This window comes from Noviherbaspirillum cavernae, assembly GCF_003590875.1.
GTDB lineage: Bacteria > Pseudomonadota > Gammaproteobacteria > Burkholderiales > Burkholderiaceae_D > Noviherbaspirillum > Noviherbaspirillum cavernae.
On sequence record NZ_QYUN01000003.1, the window covers coordinates 24124 to 44722 of the forward strand.

At 60.6% G+C, this 20599-nt stretch carries 19 protein-coding genes; 13 read left to right on the forward strand and 6 right to left on the reverse strand.

Annotated features, from left to right (window positions below; translation table 11 throughout):
- Window positions 1–9: 9 nt before the first annotated feature.
- Entirely contained in the window at window positions 10–966 is a 957-nt protein-coding gene (locus D3870_RS18635; RefSeq protein WP_119742395.1) for a PDR/VanB family oxidoreductase, read from the reverse strand.
- A gap of 332 nt (window positions 967–1298) precedes the next feature.
- Window positions 1299–2468 (reverse strand): ABC transporter substrate-binding protein, encoded by a 1170-nt coding sequence (locus D3870_RS18640; RefSeq protein WP_119743127.1) that lies wholly within the window; start codon window positions 2466–2468, stop codon window positions 1299–1301.
- Window positions 2469–2571: 103 nt separating this feature from the next.
- Here D3870_RS18640 and D3870_RS18645 point away from each other — a divergent pair, with 103 nt between their 5' ends.
- Entirely contained in the window at window positions 2572–3498 is a 927-nt protein-coding gene (locus D3870_RS18645; RefSeq protein WP_119742397.1) for a LysR family transcriptional regulator, read from the forward strand.
- Between the two features lie 209 nt (window positions 3499–3707).
- Here the strand turns inward: D3870_RS18645 and D3870_RS18650 are convergent, their stop codons facing one another.
- The 3 genes from D3870_RS18650 to D3870_RS18660 all read right to left on the reverse strand — a co-directional run bounded on the left by D3870_RS18650 (window position 3708) and on the right by D3870_RS18660 (window position 5748).
- Window positions 3708–4106: a PRC-barrel domain-containing protein gene (locus D3870_RS18650; RefSeq protein ID WP_119742399.1), complete on the reverse strand. Its 399-nt coding sequence runs from the start codon at window positions 4104–4106 to the stop codon at window positions 3708–3710.
- A gap of 34 nt (window positions 4107–4140) precedes the next feature.
- The gene (locus tag D3870_RS18655; protein ID WP_158590510.1) at window positions 4141–4941 is read right to left on the reverse strand and encodes a DUF1269 domain-containing protein; all 801 of its coding nucleotides are present in this window, start codon (window positions 4939–4941) and stop codon (window positions 4141–4143) included.
- A gap of 378 nt (window positions 4942–5319) precedes the next feature.
- Window positions 5320–5748, reverse strand: a complete 429-nt coding sequence (locus D3870_RS18660; protein ID WP_119742403.1) for a hypothetical protein — start codon at window positions 5746–5748, stop codon at window positions 5320–5322.
- Window positions 5749–6492: 744 nt separating this feature from the next.
- Between D3870_RS18660 and D3870_RS18665 the strand changes: the two genes are divergently transcribed.
- On the forward strand, window positions 6493–6945 hold the full coding sequence (locus tag D3870_RS18665) for a CHRD domain-containing protein (protein WP_119742405.1): 453 nt from the start codon (window positions 6493–6495) through the stop codon (window positions 6943–6945).
- 158 nt (window positions 6946–7103) lie between these two features.
- Here D3870_RS18665 and D3870_RS18670 read toward each other — a convergent pair whose 3' ends face one another.
- The gene (locus tag D3870_RS18670; protein ID WP_119742407.1) at window positions 7104–8252 is read right to left on the reverse strand and encodes a PA0069 family radical SAM protein; all 1149 of its coding nucleotides are present in this window, start codon (window positions 8250–8252) and stop codon (window positions 7104–7106) included.
- A 60-nt stretch (window positions 8253–8312) separates the two neighbouring features.
- Here D3870_RS18670 and D3870_RS22410 point away from each other — a divergent pair, with 60 nt between their 5' ends.
- From D3870_RS22410 to D3870_RS18730, 11 genes are all read left to right on the forward strand, one after another.
- Entirely contained in the window at window positions 8313–8963 is a 651-nt protein-coding gene (locus D3870_RS22410; protein ID WP_158590511.1) for a hypothetical protein, read from the forward strand.
- Between the two features lie 641 nt (window positions 8964–9604).
- Window positions 9605–10798, forward strand: a complete 1194-nt coding sequence (gene urtA, locus D3870_RS18685; RefSeq protein ID WP_119742413.1) for an urea ABC transporter substrate-binding protein — start codon at window positions 9605–9607, stop codon at window positions 10796–10798.
- Between the two features lie 148 nt (window positions 10799–10946).
- Window positions 10947–11828, forward strand: coding sequence for an urea ABC transporter permease subunit UrtB (gene urtB / locus D3870_RS18690; RefSeq protein ID WP_119743128.1), 882 nt, complete (start codon window positions 10947–10949; stop codon window positions 11826–11828).
- Window positions 11829–11836: 8 nt separating this feature from the next.
- Entirely contained in the window at window positions 11837–12889 is a 1053-nt protein-coding gene (urtC, locus tag D3870_RS18695; protein ID WP_340638454.1) for an urea ABC transporter permease subunit UrtC, read from the forward strand.
- Between the two features lie 65 nt (window positions 12890–12954).
- A complete protein-coding gene (urtD, locus tag D3870_RS18700; protein WP_119743129.1) occupies window positions 12955–13710 on the forward strand; it encodes an urea ABC transporter ATP-binding protein UrtD in 756 nt (251 codons plus the stop codon).
- Between the two features lie 10 nt (window positions 13711–13720).
- A complete protein-coding gene (gene urtE, locus D3870_RS18705) occupies window positions 13721–14410 on the forward strand; it encodes an urea ABC transporter ATP-binding subunit UrtE (RefSeq protein ID WP_119742417.1) in 690 nt (229 codons plus the stop codon).
- A gap of 24 nt (window positions 14411–14434) precedes the next feature.
- Window positions 14435–15472, forward strand: a complete 1038-nt coding sequence (locus tag D3870_RS18710; RefSeq protein ID WP_119742419.1) for an aliphatic amidase — start codon at window positions 14435–14437, stop codon at window positions 15470–15472.
- 100 nt (window positions 15473–15572) lie between these two features.
- Window positions 15573–16379, forward strand: coding sequence for a CbbQ/NirQ/NorQ/GpvN family protein (locus D3870_RS18715; RefSeq protein WP_119742421.1), 807 nt, complete (start codon window positions 15573–15575; stop codon window positions 16377–16379).
- 28 nt (window positions 16380–16407) lie between these two features.
- Complete coding sequence (locus D3870_RS18720) at window positions 16408–18489, forward strand: nitric oxide reductase activation protein NorD (RefSeq protein WP_158590512.1); 2082 nt, start codon at window positions 16408–16410, stop codon at window positions 18487–18489.
- Between the two features lie 227 nt (window positions 18490–18716).
- A complete protein-coding gene (locus D3870_RS18725; protein ID WP_119742425.1) occupies window positions 18717–19913 on the forward strand; it encodes a transporter substrate-binding domain-containing protein in 1197 nt (398 codons plus the stop codon).
- Complete coding sequence (locus tag D3870_RS18730) at window positions 19914–20591, forward strand: ANTAR domain-containing response regulator (RefSeq protein ID WP_119742427.1); 678 nt, start codon at window positions 19914–19916, stop codon at window positions 20589–20591.
- Window positions 20592–20599: the final 8 nt, after the last annotated feature.

Here is a 20599-nt window from a genome sequence, read left to right on the forward strand (position 1 = left end):
TGCGTCGTGTCAAAGATCGAGCACCAGCGTGGCGCTCCTGGCCCGCGAACAGCACGGGGTGAACTGGTCGTTCCTGGCGCGTTCGTCGTCGGTGAGGTAGACGTCGCGGTGATCCGGCGTGCCTTCGATCACGCGCGTGATGCAGGTGCCGCACACGCCTTGTTCGCAGGAGGTCGGGATCTCGATATCGTGCTCGGCGAGCACCTCGACCACCGTCTTGCCGGCCGGAATGCGGTAAGTCGTGCCGCTGCTGGCCAGCTTGATCTCGAAGCTGTCGTCGCGGGAGTTGTCTTGCGCCTGTGCGCCGAAATATTCCAGATGAATCCGCTCGCTCGGCCAGCCGCAATCCCGCGCGGTGTTGCGCACATGCTCGATGAATCCGCCGGGGCCGCAGACATACAGATGGGTGCCATGCTCCGCTGCGGCGAACAGCGCGCGGAAATCCAGCTTCTGCTCCGGCGCATCGGTGTCGAAGTGGTAATGCACCTTGTCAGCGAAGCGCGAACGGGCGATGCGCGACCGGAATGCGGTGCGCTCGCTCGATCGGGTGCAGTAATGCATCGCGAAATCCGTCGCGGTGTGCGCAAGGCGTTCGGCCATGCAAAGGATGGGCGTGACGCCGATGCCGCCTGCCAGCAGCAGCACCCGTTCGGCAGGAACGAGCGGGAAATGGTTCTTCGGTTCGCTGACCTCGATGACATCGCCTTCGTTCACGCGCTCGTGCATCGCGATGGAGCCGCCGCGCGATTTGGCGTCGCGCAGGACCGCGATCAGATAGCGGTGCGATTCCGCCGGGTCGTTGCACAGCGAGTACTGGCGGACGATGCCGCCGGGAATGCGGACGTCGAGGTGCGAACCGGCGCTGAAGGGCGGCAGCGGCCTTCCATCGGCGCTGGCCAGCTCGAAGCTGACGATATCCTCGGCTTCGCGCGTTTTCTTGAGGACTCTGACGGAGAGTTGATTCATGGGTTGTTGCATGGTTTTGCTGAAAATTTTTTGAAGGATGAGTTGCTTGCGGAGAATATCAACGCGGTCCAGGCGTAGTGCATGAACGATGGAAAGTGAGCAGGTCGTCGCACACGGAACCCCTTCCCCTTCAAGGGGAAGGCCGGGATGGGGATGGGTTTGATGCGCGGGACTCAACCCATCACCACCCTCCCCTTGAAGGGGAGGGGATTATCAGGCATCACCTTGATAGACGGTCTTTGTGAAATGCCGAGGCTTCATCCCATTCACCTTCTCGCATTACCATCAAACGACAGTCGCGCAGATCCTCCTGCGGGTAATGCAGCCGCGTCCTACTTCCCCGGATCCTTCACCATCGAGAACGTGTCGAATTCCCGGTTGACGAGCTTGCCGCCCACCTTCTCGACCTTGCGCACGTAGACGTTCTGCACGATGTCGCGCGTGTCCTTGTCGATCAGTGCCGGGCCGCGCGGGCTTTCGAACTGCAGGCCTTTCGCGAGCGCCATCATCTGTTCCGCATCGACCTTGCCGTTCTGCTTCTTGATGCCTTCGTAGATCACGCGCATCGCATCGTAGGCGGCGACGCCGATGAAATTCGGCGCCAGCTTGCCGTCGCCCACGTTGGCGAAATTGGCGATGAACTGGCGATTGATCGCCGACGGATGGTCGGTCGAGTAGTAGCCGGTGGAGATCGCGCCGATCGCCGCATCGCCGACCGCGGCCAGCGTGTCGTCATCCGCCCATCCTTCGGTCGCCAGCACCTTGATGCCCGACTTCGCCAGCTCGCCGCCGGCGAAGCCTTTCATGAAGGAGACGATCGGCTCGCCTGCCGGCAGGAAGGTGAACACGGCGTCCGGTTTGGCATCCTTGATGCGGCGCAGGAAGGGCGAGAAATCGCGCGTCGCCACCGGCACCCGCACCTCGCCCACCAGCTCGCCGCCGCTGGCCGCGAAGCCCTTCTTGAACCAGGTTTCCGCATCGTGGCCTGGGCCGTAGTCGGATACCAGCATGAAGACGCGCTTGATGCCGTTCTTCGCGGCCCACGTACCCATCGGTTCCGCCACCTGCGGAATCGTGTAGGAAGTGCGGACGATGTACGGCGATTTCGTCGACACCGAGGATGTCGCTGCCAGCATCACGTACATCGGCTTCTTCGCCTGCGTCGCGATCGGCGCGGCGGCCATTGCATCCGGCGTGAAGGCGAAGCCGGCCAGCAGGTCCACCTTGTCATTGGCGACCAGTTCCTGTGCCGCGCGCTTCGCGGCTTCCGGGTTGGGGCCGGCGTTGTCGCGGTAGACGATGCTGATCTTGCGGCCGGCGACGACGTCGCCGTTCTCGCGCAGGAACACGTTGATGCCGTTCTCGATCTGCTTGCCGTAGCTGGAGAACACGCCGCTCATCGGCGCGACGACGCCGATCTTGATCGGGTCGGCGGCGGTGGCGTAGTGGGAAAGCAGTGCGAGCGAAACGGCCGCTGCACGCAGGACATTGCGAGTCGTCATGGTTGTCTCCTTGGTGGTAATCGTTTTTTTTCTCATGATAGAGACGATGGAATATAATTCAATCGAATTTGCCTTATAAACTCTATTTGGAATTCAAATACAAATGACGCGCTTCGACCTCAATTTGCTGCCCGTGGCATTGGCGATCTATGAAGAGAAAAGCGTCAGCGGCGCGGGGAAGCGACTGGGCATGAGCCAGCCGGCGACCAGCGCGGCGCTCAACCGGCTGCGGCAGGCATTCGGCGATCAATTGTTTGTGCGCACCGCCAACGGCATGGAGCCGACGCCGCGCGCCATGACCCTGATCAATCCGGCAAGGGAAATCCTCGCGCGGGTCGAGGACGATGTGCTGCAGGGTGAGGCCTTCGATCCGGCGACGACGAAGGCGGTCTTTTCCTTTGCGCTGTCGGACATCGGCGAGATGGTGTTCCTGCCTAAGCTGCTGGAGCGCATCCAGCGCGAAGCACCGCATGCCACCGTCGCGTCGGTGACCTTGCCGGTGCAGGAAATCGCCGCCGCCATCGAGGCTGGACGCGTGGATCTCGCGATCGGCTACTTCCCCGACTTTCAGAAGAACAATTTCTTCCAGCAGCGCCTGTTCTCGCACGCGTTCACCTGCCTGCTGCGCAGGAACCACAAGATTCGCGGCAACCAGCTCACCATGCAGCAGTTCCTGAATCTGGGACACGCCGTGATCAGGGCCGAGGGTCGCAGCCAGGAAGTGTTCGAACGCTATCTGGAGAAGAAAAAGATAGAACGCCGCGTCGTGCTGTCGACACCGCACTTCATGTCGATCCCCTTCATCATCGGCACCAGCGACCTGGTGGCGACGGTGCCGTACGCGGTCGGTATCTCGTTTGCGGAGTTCGCAGGCATCAAGCTGGTGAAGCCGCCGCTGGAAATTCCGAGATTCGATCTGAAGCAGCACTGGCACCGCAAGTACCACGAGGATGCGAAGAACAGGTGGCTGCGCTCGATCGTCGCAGACCTGTTCCACAACGATGCGCGCTGGCCGGGGAAGGCGGCCTGATCGGGACGCTCGACGCATGCAAAGCGCGTCGATGCGCTGCCGGACGTGCCGACCTTCGCGCAAGCCGGCGTCGCTGTCGCGTCATTCATGTCAACCGGATTGCGACATTCCTGATCACGCGGCAGCGCAGCGGATGCGAATCCGGATGATGGGCATCGTGCCCGGACTGGCGACCGAATCGCCGGGGTTGCCTGCTCGTCGAACCAGCGCTACTTCTTCGCGTACTCGAACTTCGGCATTGCCTTGATGGCGTCCTTGGTCGCGCCGGCAAGCACGAACCTGCCGCCATCCTGCTTGAACTGGCCGATCGGGATCGCCACGTCATGCCGACCGATGCCGACGAATCCACCGGCGCCGACGATCGCATAAGAGATCGCCTTGTCCGGCGCGACGATGACATCGTCGATGGTGCCGACCTTGTCCTTGTTTTCGTTGTATACCGTTTGACCTAGTATCTGCTTCTTCGCGCTCCAGCCCTCCTTGACGCTCACCAATTCCGTTACGCTCACGCCAAGCGTGGTCGAGCCTGCAACCTGGGCGGATGCATGTCCGGAGATTGCAAGCGCCGCGAAGATTGCGGGCAGGGTCATGATCACTTTGTTTTTCATTGCTGTTTCTCCTTGGTCGGATAAATGACGCGATTCAAATCGCCGCCGCTTCCTTGACGAGCTTCCATGCCTTGCTCAACTTGTCGACGCGCGAATCGTAGTCGATGCGCATCTCGGCAAGGCGTTCTTCGAGGCGCGCCTTTGCCTCGTCCTGCACCTTCGTTTCCTGTTCCTCGATCAATTTGACTTTCGCCTCGCCTTCACGCTTGATGGCGGCGATCTTCTCATTCAGCCGATCGCGCCGTGCCTTCATCCTGTCTTGCGCGGCATGGATCTTCTTCTCGATCCTGGTTTTGGCTTCGCCGACGGACTGGGTGTGCTCGGCTTTCAATCTGGTGATCTCCGCCTTGTCCGCAGCGATTCCATGTTCGATCTGCGCATCGACGAAGGCACCGCGCGCCTGCCGGAACACCATGCCGCCAAGGGCATCCATGCGCGTATCCAGCGGGGTGATCCAGTCCTCTTCAACCTCCGCAACGATGGCCGTCTTGCCGGGAGAGAGATGCTGTGAAACTTCATTCAGGAAATCCGCGTCGACACCGGCCTGCGCCAGATCGTAGAGGGAGCCTGCCATGGTTCCGGTCACTGCGCCGGCGGCGATCCCCACCGGACCGCCGAGCAAGCCGATGAGGCTTCCTGTGGCCAATCCGAAAACAGTGCCGGTCACGCCTTGATCGGAGGCTTGCTTGATGGCGATCACGCCTTGTTTGTCCTTGGCGATGACGGCTGCCGAGTAGAGCGACAGGCTGCCTTCGGCGTGAAGTTCCTTGAGTGCCTTGATTCCTTCGTAAGCCTTTTTCTCATCATCGAACGCGACTACAAGCATCTTGTCCATTGGTAGCTCCTTTGTGTTGTCACGGAATGAATCGCGGTATGTGAATGCTGCGAATTCTTCGCCAGCGGAGATGAAAAACTCGTGACGTTCGACATTGCTCATATTTCAAGGTTCCCGCACGTGCGGAGAGTGAGTGTGTCGTGTCGGCACATGAAGGCAGCCTTGCTTCGTGTCCATGCATGGCAAGATGCTTTGACGCACACGTTCGCATCGCATGCGCTTGCGACGATGCGGATGACGCGCACAACGCACGCACAATGCAATCAAACTGCGCTGCGCGTCGCCATACTGTTTCACAACGACGCGTGCTGGTTTGGCCAGGTTCCGGATCGGGTTGTTAGCGTGGGTACGCAGTGTCCACGCGTTCGACATGCTTCGTCATGCCTGTCGTCGCGTGATGCGAAAGACCCATCTTGTGCCAACAAAGGCGACGCCACATCCGATGCAGACGACAATGTAGCCCGGTTCTCTGCAGTATCCAAGCGACTCGACAAATCGCGCCACATGATTGCTCCTGTATGACCGGCTCGAAAGGAAAGTGTCGCAGGAAGCGGAAGACACTGCGCTTGTGCCAAGCATGGCGATAAAGACGCCTGCCGAAAAAAACAGCAAGGCAGTACCAAGCTCCTTGCCGTTTGAATCGATGACCATCTCTTCGAAGTAAGACGCATGCCATATCAATGCCAGTCCGACCAGTGCCACATCGACCGCGATCAGAGCGGGAATATGGATGGGGGAATTGCCAAGGATGATCAAGTTGAGTGCTGCGCCGAACAGCACAAGAAGCGCGAGGAAAAACCACTTCATTCAGTCATCTCCATCTTTGGGCTTCAAGGCAGAAGGTTCATATGCAAGTGCAGTTCTTCGGTTTGCACGGAGGTCGGTGATTCAGCCGAGGATGGTCATGCGATTGCTGTCTTGAATTCGGACTGGTGATCAACAGCGGCGCGAGATGTCATGACTCGGCATCGCCAACGCCGGGAATTGTAATTCGGGAAGATGTGGACTCTGACAATGATTGCCGACGGCGTGGCATGCCGCCCATGATTGATGGAGCGCAACACCCTGCATTGGCAGCGGCGTCCGACTCCGAAAAGCCGCTACAGTGGAGCAACGGTCATCAAGGGCCGCTCAGGGGGAGCCATGAAACATTGTTTTGTCTTTTTCATTCTCGCGGCATGTCTCGCCGGATGCGCAACCGAGCCATCCGAATGGTTTGGAATTTCGTCCACCAAACGCGAAGGCAAGAGCGCCAACTATCGGGACGCGCCATATTCCACTCAGCCGCAGACAAGCAGAGCGGGTGAAGCGGCGCGATCCGCCCGGTGAGTTCGCCCGATGCGCTGTACGTGCGCTGTACTAGGTGATCGCGGTTCGCACGCAGCCGCGACGTCGAGGAAATTGTTTGAGCTGCATCAATGTCGGCGCGTTCACATGACATTTGACAGACGCAATTTCGCCTAACCTCAAATTGGGACAATGTGGCCCGTGCGTTGGCACAGAACAACAATCCTCATGCGGCGTGCGGGCTCTATCAAAAGGAGAACAACAATGCGAATACTGAAGAAAAATGCGCGTGCGCCGCTGGCGATTGCGGTCGCGGTTGCAACCTTGCTGGGCACGGCTTGCTCCTCGACGTACACGCCTGCCTGGGCCGGAAAGATGATGGGCTACGATCTGACCGGCAGCGCGGAAGTGCCTCCGGTATCGACCAAGGCGACCGGCAAGAGCACCATCAAGGTCGGCGACGACAGAGCTGTCACCGGCGGGATCACCATCGAGGGCATGACCGCGACAGCGGCCCATATCCATCAAGGTGCGAAAGGCGCGAACGGCCCCGTCGTCATTCCGCTGACCAAGAGCTCGGACAATGCGTTCACCGTTCCGGCCAACACCAAAATGACGGATGCGCAATATGCGGCGTTCAAGGCGGGCAACCTCTACATCAATGTGCATAGCGCGGCCAATCCGAATGGCGAAATCCGCATGCAGATGAAGCCGTGATCGGCCTGTGATCTGCCTGTGATTGGCCTCATTGCAAACGAAGGCCCTCGCGCGGTGATGCGTGCCGCATTCGCTTTCTGCACGATTCGCGACGGCGGCTTGTCATTCCGGCTTGCGCCGGAATGACAAGCGGATGCTTATGAAGCTTGCAGGCCTCGCTAAAACAGCGTCAGTTGTCCGTCTGCATTCTCGCTGCCAGTCGGCGGTGCATCCGGCCGTCGAAAGCGCGACGCATCGAGCATCCTGAAGTTGCGCGAGCGCTCGCCCAGGCCGAGCCTGTCGGCGGCTTTTGCAAAGCGCTGCCGGATCAGATCGGCCCATACCCCCTCGCCGCGCATGCGCTTGCCAAAAGTCGCGTCGTAATCCTTGCCGCCGCGCATGCCTCGTATCCGGTTCATCACGCGCTGCGCGCGATCGGGAAAATGCGCCTGCAGCCATTGCTGAAACAGCGGACTCACTTCCCATGGCAGGCGCAGCACGATATAGCCGGCATTGACGGCGCCTGCTTCCACCGCCGCCTCCAGCACGCGTTCGAGGTCGGGTTCGGTGACGAAGGGAATGACCGGCGCGATGCTGACGCTGACCGGAATGCCGGCCTCGGTCAGGGTGCGGATCGTGCGCAGCCGGCGCGCCGGTGCCGCCGCGCGCGGCTCCAGCGTGCGGGCGATTTCCGGATCGAGCGTGGTGATGGTGACCGCCGCCGCTGCCTGCCGTCTGGCCGCCATCGGTGCCAGCAGATCGATGTCGCGCTCGATCAGCGCGGACTTGGTGATCAAGGCCACCGGATGCTCGCATTCGTGCAGCACCTCCAGCACGCGGCGCGTCAGCCGCAGTTCGCGCTCGCATGGCTGATAGGCGTCGGTGATGATGCCCAGCGCAATCGGCTCCGGCACATAGGACGGCTTCGCCAGTTCCTGCCGCAGCAGTTGCGGGGCATTGACCTTGGCAAAAATCCGGCTCTCGAAATCCAGCCCCGGCGACAGGCCGAGATAGCTGTGCGTGGGCCGCGCGAAGCAGTAGATGCAGCCATGCTCGCAACCGCGATAGGGATTGAGTGACACGCCGAACGGGAGGTCGGGCGAGGCGTTGCGGCTCAGAATGCTCTTCGCGTGTTCTTCCGTGATGTGCGTCTTCCATGCCGCTGTCGATCCGCCATCCGCGTCATCGCCGACGGGCCAGCCGTCGTCGAATTCCTCGCGCGTCTGCACTTCGTAGCGCCCTTGCAAGTTGCTCACCGCGCCGCGTCCTTTGCGCGCTTGCAAGGGCTGTGGCCGCAACTCCATGCGGTAATCTTGTTCATCTGACATGGCGCACCAAATACTGTATATAAACACAGTAATAGTAGTGCGGCTCCAAGGGAGATTCAAGTGAAGATTCCGGCGCAAGGAACAATTGCGCCGTCGCCGTCACTCATGTGTGTCAGCTGGATCGGCCGCAAGGCGATTCCACTGGCGGATTCGATCTTCAACCAGACACGATTGCTGAACACCATGTGGAATAACGACGCGCCATATCCCGATTTGTCATCGCTTGCCGGCATCGAGACACCGCCTCCTGCCAGCCTGCCGCAGCGCCTGAAGCAAAGCTTCAAGCTCGCATTCCATGTGAGCAATGTCGGCCTGATCAGCGTTACCGTGCCGCCGCGCAATCGCGACGCCAATTTCCCTGGCGGCGTGAGCGATTATCACATCCTGTCCGCGCTGGCCTGCTTCCTGTCGCCGGACTACGTTGTCCAGATGGGACGCAATGCGCACGGATGGACTTTCACCGCGTCGCCGTTCCGCCATGGCCTGCCGCCGGTGGAAATCCAGACGGATCGCGCATACACGCTGCGCAGTTGCGTGGTGGGTGATAACGATCATGCCGGTCATGCCGGTCATGCCGATCATGCCGGTCATGCCGGTCATGCCGATCATGCCGATCATGCGTATACCGCCGCCGCCTTTTTTCAGCGCAGTGACGCGTCATGCACCACTGCGGAAAGTTCGCTGTCGTGCGCGGTGCCGGAGCCGGCCTGAGGATCATTTCAGTACTGGCCGCGAAAGCGTGAAGCCGTCTTTTGAAATTTTTTCATATCGATCCTTGACTTTCAAAAAGTCGTTGCCTATATTCATAACCAAGAGTTACAGCACCGACATTCAATACAAATCGCCAGCGTTGCCGATTTTGTATTAGGCAAAAAAGCCCGAACGAATTCATATTCGTCCGGGCTTTTTTTTGCTTTGTCAAAACGCAGTCACCGCCGACCACGGCCACGACTGAACAAGTGCAGTCGCTCTCTGCAGTGCTGCGTAGTTCCATGAAGTGCCACATAGCTGTCTGTCGCCCCGCTCACCCGGGGAAGGGGAAGTTTTTTTCTGAAAAAAGCTGGTCACGGTCCGGCGGGGAAAGCAGCACGGGCATGTTCCGCCAAACCTGAAGATGTTGCGTCGCAAGTCTTTGGAGCGTCTAACAAAATGATTCTGAAAGTGTTGCCCTTGCAGGGCGCATCTGCGCTTGCAAGCGCAGACCGTTTCGCAGGCGGACGGCATGCCGTCCGAAATCCCTGCTACACCCGCCTTGCCGTACAGGTCGTACTGTCTGCGGCGGCGCGTCTACTCAGAACCGCTTCGCTTCATTTTGTTAGACGCTCTTACCTTAAAACCTTGAAGAGGATGACATGAGCAAAATAACCCGGCGTAAATTCATGCAGGCAAGCGGTTCGGTCGCAGCGGCAGGCGCTGCCACGACATTGGGATTGTGGCCCATGCGTGCTTTCTCGCAGGAGACCGTGAAGCTCGGGCTGCTGCATTCGCTGACTGGGACGATCGCGATTGCGGAGGCTTCGCTGGTGGAGGCGGAGAAGCTGGCAATCGACGAGATCAATGCCGCGGGCGGCGTGATGGGACGCCAGATCACGCCGGTGGTCGAGGACGGCGCAAGCGACAATCCCGTGTTCGCCGAAAAGGCCAAGAAGCTGCTGGAACGCGACCAGGTCGCGGCCATCATCGGATGCTATACCTCGGCCTCGCGCAAGGCCGTGCTGCCGGTCCTCAACCGCGCCAAGGGCTTGCTGTACTACCCGACCTACTACGAAGGGCAGGAGCAGGACAAGTACGTGATCTATCCGTCGCAGGAAGCGACCCAGTCGGTCGTTGCGGCGATCGAGTGGATGGCGAAGGAAAAGGGCAAGACCTTCTTCCTGGTCGGCTCCGACTACATCTATCCGCGCACCTGCAACAAGATCGCCAAACCGACGATTGCCCGTCTCGGCGGCAAGGTGCTTGGCGAAGAGTATGCGCCGCTCGGCCACACCGAGTTTTCTTCCATCATCAACAAGATCAAGGCCGCCAAGCCCGACTGCATCTACAGCACCGTGGTGGGCGGCTCCAACGTCGCGTTCTACAAGCAGCTGAAGGCAGCCGGCCTTGACGGCACGAAGCAGGTGCTGCTGTCGACGGTCGTGTCGGAGAACGAAATCGAAGGCATCGGCAAGGACAACGCGGTCGGCTATTACGCGTGCATGGGCTATTTCCAGTCGATCAAGAATCCGGTCAACGAAAAATTTGTCAAGGCATTCAAGGCGAAGTACGGCCAGGACAAGGTGATCGGCGACCCGATGCAGGTTGCCTACAACAGCGTCTACCTGTGGAAGCTGGCGGTGGAAAAGGCGAAGTCCTTCGATCCCGAAAAGGTCATCGCGGCATCATCGGGGCTGGAGTTCGACGCGGCCGAAGGAAAGATCCGCGTGCATGCGACCAATCACCACGTCTGGAAAAAGGTGCGGGTTGGCCGCGCGCGTGCCGATGGGCAGTTCGACATCGTGTGGGAGTCGCCCAACCTGATCGAGCCGAATCCGTTCCCGAAACTCTAGTGTCCATTCCCTGAGTTGTGACCAGGCCCGGCTGCGCTGCGTGCAGCTGGAGGGGAGCCTTCGCGCGTGCATGCGGGCGAATGCGTACGGATGCGTTCGATGCATACAGAAAACGGGAGGCCGCAAAGTGAATCTGGATATCGCATTCATGCAGGTGTTCAACGGCATCAGTCTGTTCACCATCCTGCTGCTGATGGCGCTGGGGCTGGCCATCGTGTTCGGCCAGATGGGTGTGATCAACATGGCGCACGGCGAATTGATGGCGCTGGGCGCCTACGTGACCTACTTCACATCGCGCTTCTTCGCCAGCCATCTGCCCGGATGGATGGACATCTATCTGTTCGTCGCGATTCCGCTGGCCTTCGGCGTGACCTTCCTTGGCGGATACCTGCTGGAGCGCGGCTTCATCCGCTGGTTCTACAACCGGCCGCTCGATACCCTGCTCGCGACCTGGGGCCTGAGCCTGATCCTGCAGCAGGCCTACCGCACCTTCTTCGGCGCGCAGGAAGTGAATGTGCCATTGGCAAGCTGGCTTTCCGGCGCGTGGAACGTGACCGAGAACATACAGCTCCCGCTGAACCGGATTTTCATCATCGGCCTGACGGCGGTCGTCGCCGTCGGCGTCTATCTGCTGCTCTACAAGACGCGCTGGGGCCTTGCGGTGCGTTCCGTCACGCAGAACCGCGCGATGAGCGAAGCGGTCGGCATCAACACGGCGCGTGTCGACGCTGTGACCTTTGCGCTCGGCTCTGGCCTGGCAGGGATCGCGGGCTGCGCGTTCACGATGATCGGCTCGACCAATCCCGGCACCGGGCAGATGTACATCGTCGATTCCTTCATCGTGGTGGTGTTCGGTGGCGTGCAAAGCCTGGTCGGCACCGCGCTGTCCGGCTTCACCATCGCGCAGTCGCAGACCACGCTCGAATACCTGATGAGCGGCTCGATGGCGCGCGTCACGATTCTGCTGCTGGTCATCGTGGTGCTGTACTACCGGCCCAGCGGCCTGTTCTCGTCGAAAGTGAGGGCCTGAACATGGCGATGATCCGACAACAATCCGGCCTGCTTGCCTATGCCTTTCTGGGACTGCTGCTGTTCGTGATCTTTCCCCTCACGCTCGATCCGTTCCGGCTCAACCTGATGGGCAAGTATCTTGCCTTCGGTTTCGTCGCGATCGGCATCGTGCTCACCTGGGGATATACCGGCATTCTCAGCCTTGGTCAGGGCATCTTCTTCGGTCTCGGTGGATACATGATGGCGATGTTCCTGAAGCTCGAAGCCTCCGCGCCGGAACTGCCGGACTTCATGGTATGGAGCAGCGTGGAGCAGTTGCCGCTGTGGTGGCTGCCGTTCAAGAGCGCCGCCGCCACGCTGATCCTGATCGTGGTGCTGCCCGTCGTGATTGCGCTGCCGTTTGCGTTCGCGATCTTCAAGAAGCGGGTCGGCGGCGTCTACTTCGCCATCGTCACCCTGTCGCTCGCGCTCACGATGACTGTCTTGATCGTCGGCCAGCAAGGCTATACCGGCGGCGCGAACGGCATCACCGATTTCAAGACCTTCCTTGGCTGGGACATCCTCGGCGACCGCGCCAAGCTGGTTCTCTACTTCATCGAAATCACCCTGCTGGTGCTGGCCATGTTCCTGTGCGGTTTCATCATCCGTAGCCGGCTGGGAAAAATCCTCATTGCCATCCGCGACCGCGAAGACCGCGTCCGCTTCAGCGGCTATGACACGGCGGCAGTCAAGGCATTCGTGTTCTGCATCGCCGCCGTGCTTTCCTCGATTGGTGGCGCGCTGTACGTGCTGCAGGTCGGCATGATCGCGCCCGGCGTGGTCGGCGTGGTGGCGTCGGTGGAAATGGTGATCTACGCGGCGGTCGGCGGCCGGCTGTCCATTCCCGGCGCCGTGTTCGGCGCGATCCTGATCGGCTTCAGCAAGTCGTATCTGTCGGAAACCTTTCCGGAAACATGGCTGTTCTTCCTGGGCGCGGTCTTCATCCTGGTGGTGCTGGCCATGCCGAACGGTCTTGCCAGTGTGGCGGACCGGTTCATGTTGCGTCTCATGTTGCGTAATCCGCCTTCGAGAAAACAATGATGAACGGGATGACGATGAGCGAACAAAAACTGGCGATGGAAGCTTCCCAGCTGGAGCAAGCCCCGATGGCGGAAGTGCGTCGCGGACCGGACAGCATCCTGAGCATCGAGAACCTGACGGTGTCCTTCGACGGTGTCAAGGCGGTCGATAACCTGAGCCTCGACATCGAAACGGGGGAACTGCGCGTCATCATCGGCCCCAACGGTGCGGGAAAAACCACCTTGCTCGACATGATCTGCGGCAAGACGAAGCCGACGCAGGGGCAGGTGCGCTTCATGGGCAAGGATCTCGCCAAACTGACCGAGCATGAAATCGTCCGCGCCGGGGTCGGGCGCAAGTTCCAGACGCCGTCTGTCTATGAGGACTTGTCGGTGCTGGAAAACTTCGAAGTGTCGATCCCGCGCGGGCGTGATGTGTTTGGTTCGTTGTTCTTCCGTCGCGACAAGGAGGCCAGCGACCGGATCGCGGAGATCGCGGCGCAGGTTTTTCTCGACCGGCACTTGCAGACCAAGGCGGGCCAGCTCAGTCACGGACAGAAGCAGTGGCTGGAGATCGGCATGCTGCTGATCCAGGACGCCGTACTGCTGCTGCTGGATGAACCGGTCGCCGGCATGAGCCCGCGCGAACGGGAGCAGACGGCGGACTTGCTCAAGCGCATCGCGCTCAGGAAGTCGCTGATCGTCATCGAGCACGACATGGATTTCGTCAAGAGCATTGCCAGGAAAGTGACGGTACTGCATCAGGGACGCTTGCTCAGTGAGGGAACCGTCGCGCAAGTGCAGAGCGATGAGCGCGTCATTGACGTCTATCTCGGCCATTAGGGGAAATGCGGTGCTGAATATCGACAAACTCAATGTCTGCTACGGCGAATCGCACGTGATCCACGACATCAGCTTCTCGCTCGAAAGGAACGAGTCGCTGGCGGTGATGGGCAGGAATGGCATGGGCAAGACCACCTTGTTGAAGGCGGTGATCGGCATGCTGCCGCTCAAGAGCGGCGAGATCACGCTGGATGGCGCGAGGCTCGGCGCACTGGCCAGTCATCGGCGCGTGCAGAACGGCCTGGCCTTCGTGCCGCAGGGGCGCATGATTTTCCCCTTGCTGACCGTCGAGGAGAACATCCTCACCGGCACGCTCGGTTCCGGCAAGCAGAAGGTCCCCGACTACATCTATCGCTTCTTCCCCGTGTTGAAGGAGATGAAGGACCGCAAGGGCGGCAATCTCTCCGGCGGCCAGCAGCAGATGCTGGCGATTGCACGCGCGCTGGCGACCGATCCCAAGGTGCTGATCCTGGACGAGCCCACCGAAGGAATTCAGCCTTCCATCATCAAGGAGATCGCCAGGACGCTGAGCGAACTGCGGCACGAGCGGAAGTTCGGAATCATCGTTTCAGAACAGGTACTCAGCTTCGCGCTGGAACTGGCCGACCGATTCCTCGTCATCGATCGGGGCAGGATTGCCCATGAGGAAAGCAGGGCATCGCTGAATGTAGAGAAAGTCAAAAGCTTTTTGACTGTTTGATTTCTTCCAACGAAAGGAGCTCACATGAGACACGGAGACATTTCCAGCAGCAACGATTGCGTAGGCGTGGCGGTGGTCAACTACAAGATGCCGCGCTTGCACACCAAGGCGGAAGTGCTCGACAACGCACGCAAGATCGCGGACATGCTGGTCGGCATGAAGCAGGGCTTGCCCGGCATGGACCTGGTGATCTTCCCCGAGTACTCCACCCACGGCATCATGTATGACGCGCAGGAGATGTACGACACCGCCGCCACCGTCCCCGGCGAGGAAACGGCGATCTTCTCCGCCGCGTGTCGCCAGGCCAACGTATGGGGCGTGTTCTCCCTCACCGGCGAGCGCCATGAAGAGCATCCCAACAAGGCGCCGTACAACACGCTGATCCTGATGAACAACAAGGGCGAGATCGTGCAGAAGTACCGCAAGATCATGCCGTGGGTGCCGATCGAGGGTTGGTATCCGGGCAATTGCACCTATGTATCCGAAGGCCCGAAAGGCATGAAGATCAGCCTGATCATCTGCGACGACGGCAACTATCCGGAAATCTGGCGCGACTGCGCCATGCGCGGGGCCGAACTGATCGTGCGCTGCCAGGGCTACATGTATCCCGCCAAGGACCAGCAGGTGATGGTGTCGAAGGCGATGGCATGGATGAATAACGTGTATGTGGCGGTTGCCAATGCCGCCGGATTCGATGGCGTGTACTCATACTTCGGCCACTCGGCGATCATCGGCTTCGACGGCCGCACGCTGGGCGAATGCGGCGAGGAGGACATGGGCATCCAGTATGCGGAACTGTCGATGAACCTGATTCGCGATGCGCGCAAAAATTCGCAATCGCAGAACCATCTGTTCAAGCTGCTGCATCGCGGCTACACCGGCAAGATCAATTCCGGCGAGGGCGCCACCGGCGTGGCGGAGTGCCCGTTCGACTTCTACGGCAAGTGGATCAACGATCCGGAAGGCACGCGCAAGATGGTCGAGTCGTTCACGCGCTCCACCGTCGGCACACCGGAATGCCCGATCGACGGCTTGCCGAACGAGGCGACAAAGCACCGCTAGGACTTGTTAGAAGTGCGAGGGCGAAGCCGGTATCCGCTTCACGATATCGGCTTTGCCATGACGACCGGCAGCGGACCCTCCATGATCTTTCTGACATTCCATGAGCGACCATCTCCAGCAATACCTGATTCGCAACGCGCCTTACTATCGCCCGACGTCGAACGAGATCGCGCTGTATGAAGCGGCGTATGCACTGCGGCTGCCGCTGATCCTGAAGGGGCCGACCGGCTGCGGGAAGACGCGCTTCGTCGAATACATGGCATGGAAGCTGCGGAAGCCGCTGATCACGCTCGCCTGCAACGAGGACATGACCGCATCGGACCTCGTGGGGCGCTATCTGCTGGATGCGGAAGGCACGGTCTGGCACGACGGACCGCTCACTTCGGCGGTGCGCCACGGCGGCATCTGCTATCTGGACGAGGTGGTCGAAGCCAGGCAGGACACGACGGTGGTGATCCACCCCTTGACCGATGCGCGGCGCATTCTGCCGCTCGACAAGAAAGGCGAGCTGGTGCACGCGCATCCCGACTTCCAGCTGGTGATGTCCTACAACCCCGGCTATCAAAGCAGCGCGAAGGACCTCAAGCAGTCGACCAGGCAACGCTTCGGCGCGATGGAATTCGACTATCCCGACGCCGAGGTGGAAAGCGAAATCGTCGCCCACGAAGCCGGAATTTCCCGCGCGATTGCGGCCAGGCTGGTTGGCGTGGCGAAACGCTCCAGGGTGCTCAAGGGCAGAGGGCTCGATGAAGGCATATCGACCCGCATGCTGATCCACGCCGGCTCCCTGATCCGCGACGGCGTCAATCCTGTCGAGGCATGCCGGATGACGATGACGCTGCCCTTGACCGACGCCGCCGACATGCTGAATGCGCTGCAGGGATTCGTCGAAGCGCATTTCGGATGAATCACAGTTGCCATCCGCGCATTCCGCCATGACACCGAGCACGCCGGGCATCATGCGCAAGGACATTGACCGGATGGACCACGCGAATGACGGAAGTGCCGCGCTCGATCCGGCGTGGTCGCTCGCCAGAACGGCATGGATGGCCGACGGCGCGACGCAACTCGTGCCCCTCGTCGAACAGAAGCTGCACGCGCTCGGTCGCAGGCTGAATGCGGACGAGTTTGCGGCGCTGATCGAACTGCTCGACAGCCTCAAGGCCGTCACCGTGACGGGAGCGGCGCAGGTGATCAACCGTCTGGAGTTTCTGCTCGATCGGGTGAACGTAGACGGACTGGGGCGGTGGATACTCACCGGCCTGCGCATGCATCCTGCCGATCCGGGCTTTCAGGAAAGATATCTGTCGCTGGACGATGCGGCTTCGGTGGCCGCGCTCGCTGCCGAGGAAGGTGCACAGGCGCCGTCGGCATGCTTTCCCGCGCTGGCCTATTACCTGAACGGGCTGGCGGAATCGCCGCTCGATATCCAGGCGAGGCGACAGACCATATTGAACGGGCCGCCAGCGCGTCCGGTCATCACTGATACCGCGCTGCTGCTGCCGGACAGCTACACCATCCTCGATGGCGAGGACCGGGCAATGCTGTATCGCGCCGCCGTCGCCCATGCCGTTGCGCATATTCGGCATTCTCCGCGCAAGCTGCCGACAGCCGGCCTGAAGCCGCTGGGCATCGCGGTCGTCTCCACTATCGAGGATGCGCGGGCGGAGCGCCTGCTGCTGCGGGAATATCCGGGCCTCGCCAATCTGTTCCTGCCGTTCTTGCGCAAGACCACACATGAACGGGATCTCGGCTTTGCGTGGCTGGCGGTGCGCCTGCATCACGCGCTGCTCGATCCGGGCTATCAGGACGACAATTACTGGGTCAACAAGGGGCGCAGGCTGTTTGAAGAGAACGCCGGCGAACTGGACGACTACCAGCGCTTCCGCGAAATCGCCTCGATACTGGCGAACGATCTGGGACAGATGCGGGTGCGCTTCAACGCGCAGCAGTATGCGGTCAGCCCCGCGTACTGCGACGATAACTCATGCCTGTGGGACTACGCCGGCAGCAGCGCGCCCGCGCCCATGGAGCAGGACATCGAGGTGAAAGGCGCGCGGCTGGAGCAAGCGGAAGCCGCGCCGGATGCCACGCCGGTTTCCGTCGAGGCGGCCACCAGCGCGACGTTTTCGTATCCGGAATGGGACTATCGGATCAATGCCTGCCGCGAAGGGTGGTGCACGGTGGTGGAGCGCGCGGATGGCCCGCGTCTCGCATCGGTACGCAGCGCGGGAGAATCGCCCGCTACGGCACCGCGCATCGCCATGCCGAAATCCGCCCGCAGCGGACAGATCGATCGCCACCGCCGCCTGCGTCGCCAATGGGAGGGCGAAGAGATCGACCTGAATGCCGCCATCGAATTTTTCGTCGATCGCCGCCGGCATGCATCGCCCGAATCGCGGGTCTTCATGCGGCCCGGGCGCAGAGAGCATCGAACCGCGATCCTGGTGCTGATGGACCTTTCGGAATCCGCCAACGACCGGATACCGGGACGCTTCGACTCGATCCTCGACATGGAAAAGAAGGCCGCATGGATGCTGGCGCAAGCCGTGGCCGACAGCGACAACCGGCTGGCCATACACGGCTTCTGCTCCAACACCAGGCACGAGGTCAACTACACCCGTTTCATCGAATTCGGTGAGGTCGTGGGCGCGCCGCAACAGAAAGCCATCGCACGCGCGTCCGCCGCGTACTCGACGCGAATGGGCGCGGCCCTGCGCCATGCCGCCGCACTGCTGGACGAGGAGGACAGCGAACGAAAGGTGGTGATCATGGTGACGGACGGCGCACCCAGCGATATCGACGTCTTCGATGACGAGTACCTGATCCTGGATGCGCAGGCCGGCGTGAATCATGCGCGACAGCATGGCGTCGATTGCTTCTGCCTGACGATCGACGCCGACGCCGAACGCTATGTGAAGCGCATCTTCGGCGCGAAAAACTACCGCATCGTCGACGATCCGCTGAGCTTGCCGGCGCAGCTGTCAGGCGTGTTCGCGCACATCAACGGATTGTAAGAATTGTCGATCTGGATCAAGATGAGACGGCCGGTTGGCGTTGCTCAGGCAAGCCGGAAACCCGGGCGATGGCGTCGCACTCCGATTCCCTCCCCTTGAAGGGGAAGGAGTGCCGGCAATGCGGTCGTCGCCGGAATGCCTGATCGTTGCGTCGGGATGGAACAATCGTGTCAGATATCAAAACGCCAATGCCGGAATGGCGCATCATTCTCTCAACATGACAGCGTATGCCGTATCGAACTGTCATCCAACATAGCGAGGCGAACAACGTGGCGAATGCGGATCCTGTCAGAATCGGTGTGCTCTTCTCGAAAACCGGAGCGACATCGACCATCGGCAACTCGCAATTGCAAGGAACATTGCTTGCAATTGACGAGATCAACGAAGCGGGCGGCATCGACGGCAGGGAAATCGTGCCTGTCTATTACGACCCGCAATCCAGTCCCGCCTTGTACGCGACGCTTGCGGAACAGCTCATCTCGCACGACAAGGTGAACGTGATCTTCGGCTGCTACATGTCCAGCAGCAGGAAGAACGTGATCCCGGTGGTCGAGAAATGGAACAAGCTGCTCTTCTACCCGACCCTGTACGAAGGCTTCGAGTATTCCAGCAACGTCATCTATACCGGCGCGGCACCGAACCAGAACAGCGTGCAGCTGGCCGAGTTCATGACCTCCAATTTCGGCGCGCGCGTCTATCTCGTCGGCTCGGACTACATCTATCCGTATGAGTCGAACCGGATCATGGCGGACCTCGTGCTGCAGCGGCAGGGCAGCGAAAAACTGGGCGAACGCTACGTCAAACTCGACGCTACCGAAAAGGACTATCACGACATCCTCGTCGATATCCGCAACAAGCGGCCGGACTTCATTTTCTCGACGGTGGTCGGCAACTCGACCACCTGCTTCTATCGCGCCTATGCCGAGGCGGGCTTCGATCCGAAGACCATGCCGATTGCGAGCCTCACCACATCGGAGGCGGAGATATCGCACATGAGCGCGGAAGCCGCAGCGGGCCATTTCACCGCGTCGCCGTATTTCCAGTCGATCGAATCGGAGACCAACAGGATCTGCCTCGAACGGCTCAGAAAAAAATTCGGCTCGGACAGTGTGCCCAATCTGTGCTGGGAAGCGGCGTATTTTCAGGTCCACCTCTTTGCCAACGCGATGCGGCAGTCGGGCAGCGACCGCATCGACGCCTTGCTTCCCCATGTCCTCGGCAGCGAATTCCTCGCGCCGCAAGGCCTCGTCAGGATCGATCCCGCGAACCATCACACCTGCCTGTATCCGCGGATCGGACGGGCCAACCTGAAAGGACAGTTCACGATCATTCGACAGGCGATGCGGCCGGTGCACCCGGACCCCTACCTGGTGACGCATTCGCTGGGTGACTGGACCACGAAGCTCAACGCTCTGGAGGTATAAATGGAGACTTCCGGAACCAGAGCCGTTATCCGGGCGACTCCAGCCCTGTTGAAAGATCTCCGCACGCTGAAAGTCATGGTGTTTCACCCGGAAGACCGCGACGGCGAGCAGCTGACGCAGCAGCTGCAGCGCATCGGCTGCCAGGTGCAGGGATTCTGGCCGCCGCTGCCCACCTTGCCGGAAGGCATCGACGTCGTCATCCTCGCGGTCCGGCCCGACATCATCTCCCTCGATTTTCCATGGTGTCGCGGCAGCCAGTCTCCCACGGTCATCGCCGTCGTCACCTACGAGAACCCGACGATCGTCGAAACCGTGCTGCGCATCGGCGCGAAGGGCATTCTTCCCTCGCCGGTCCGCTCGTTCGGACTGCTGTCGTCGCTCGTGCTGGCTCGTCAGCTGAATGACGAAATCCAGACGCGCACGCGGCGGATACAGAAACTGGAAAACAAGCTGCTGGGCCAGCGAAAGATCCTCGAAGCGAAAGCGATCCTGATGGAAACGCGCCACATTTCCGAGAACGAGGCCTTCAACCTGATCCGTGAACAGGCGATGGAAAAACGAGTCACCAACGAGGAAATCGCGACGGTGATCATCAATGCCAACGACATTCTGTCGTTCAAGAAGAGCGGCAGGGACAAGGAGGTGTCGGGTTTGCCGCTGGCGCGGGGCGGGTCATGATGTGTCGT

Excerpts from the sequence above, each read along its gene's own strand:
- urtD (WP_119743129.1), top strand. The coding sequence starts at position 12,955 with ATGGCGGAAGTGCGTCGCGGACCGGACAGCATCCTGAGCATCGAGAAC.
- D3870_RS18710 (WP_119742419.1), top strand. The coding sequence starts at position 14,435 with ATGAGACACGGAGACATTTCCAGCAGCAACGATTGCGTAGGCGTGGCG.
- urtA (WP_119742413.1), top strand. The coding sequence starts at position 9,605 with ATGAGCAAAATAACCCGGCGTAAATTCATGCAGGCAAGCGGTTCGGTC.
- D3870_RS18670 (WP_119742407.1), bottom strand. The coding sequence starts at position 8,252 with ATGTCAGATGAACAAGATTACCGCATGGAGTTGCGGCCACAGCCCTTG.
- D3870_RS18730 (WP_119742427.1), top strand. The coding sequence starts at position 19,914 with ATGGAGACTTCCGGAACCAGAGCCGTTATCCGGGCGACTCCAGCCCTG.
- D3870_RS18715 (WP_119742421.1), top strand. The coding sequence starts at position 15,573 with ATGAGCGACCATCTCCAGCAATACCTGATTCGCAACGCGCCTTACTAT.
- urtB (WP_119743128.1), top strand. The coding sequence starts at position 10,947 with ATGCAGGTGTTCAACGGCATCAGTCTGTTCACCATCCTGCTGCTGATG.
- D3870_RS18645 (WP_119742397.1), top strand. The coding sequence starts at position 2,572 with ATGACGCGCTTCGACCTCAATTTGCTGCCCGTGGCATTGGCGATCTAT.
- D3870_RS18650 (WP_119742399.1), bottom strand. The coding sequence starts at position 4,106 with ATGAAAAACAAAGTGATCATGACCCTGCCCGCAATCTTCGCGGCGCTT.
- D3870_RS18635 (WP_119742395.1), bottom strand. The coding sequence starts at position 966 with ATGAATCAACTCTCCGTCAGAGTCCTCAAGAAAACGCGCGAAGCCGAG.
- D3870_RS18660 (WP_119742403.1), bottom strand. The coding sequence starts at position 5,748 with ATGAAGTGGTTTTTCCTCGCGCTTCTTGTGCTGTTCGGCGCAGCACTC.
- D3870_RS18665 (WP_119742405.1), top strand. The coding sequence starts at position 6,493 with ATGCGAATACTGAAGAAAAATGCGCGTGCGCCGCTGGCGATTGCGGTC.
- D3870_RS18655 (WP_158590510.1), bottom strand. The coding sequence starts at position 4,941 with ATGGACAAGATGCTTGTAGTCGCGTTCGATGATGAGAAAAAGGCTTAC.
- D3870_RS18640 (WP_119743127.1), bottom strand. The coding sequence starts at position 2,468 with ATGACGACTCGCAATGTCCTGCGTGCAGCGGCCGTTTCGCTCGCACTG.
- D3870_RS18725 (WP_119742425.1), top strand. The coding sequence starts at position 18,717 with ATGCCGTATCGAACTGTCATCCAACATAGCGAGGCGAACAACGTGGCG.
- D3870_RS18720 (WP_158590512.1), top strand. The coding sequence starts at position 16,408 with ATGACACCGAGCACGCCGGGCATCATGCGCAAGGACATTGACCGGATG.
- urtC (WP_340638454.1), top strand. The coding sequence starts at position 11,837 with ATGATCCGACAACAATCCGGCCTGCTTGCCTATGCCTTTCTGGGACTG.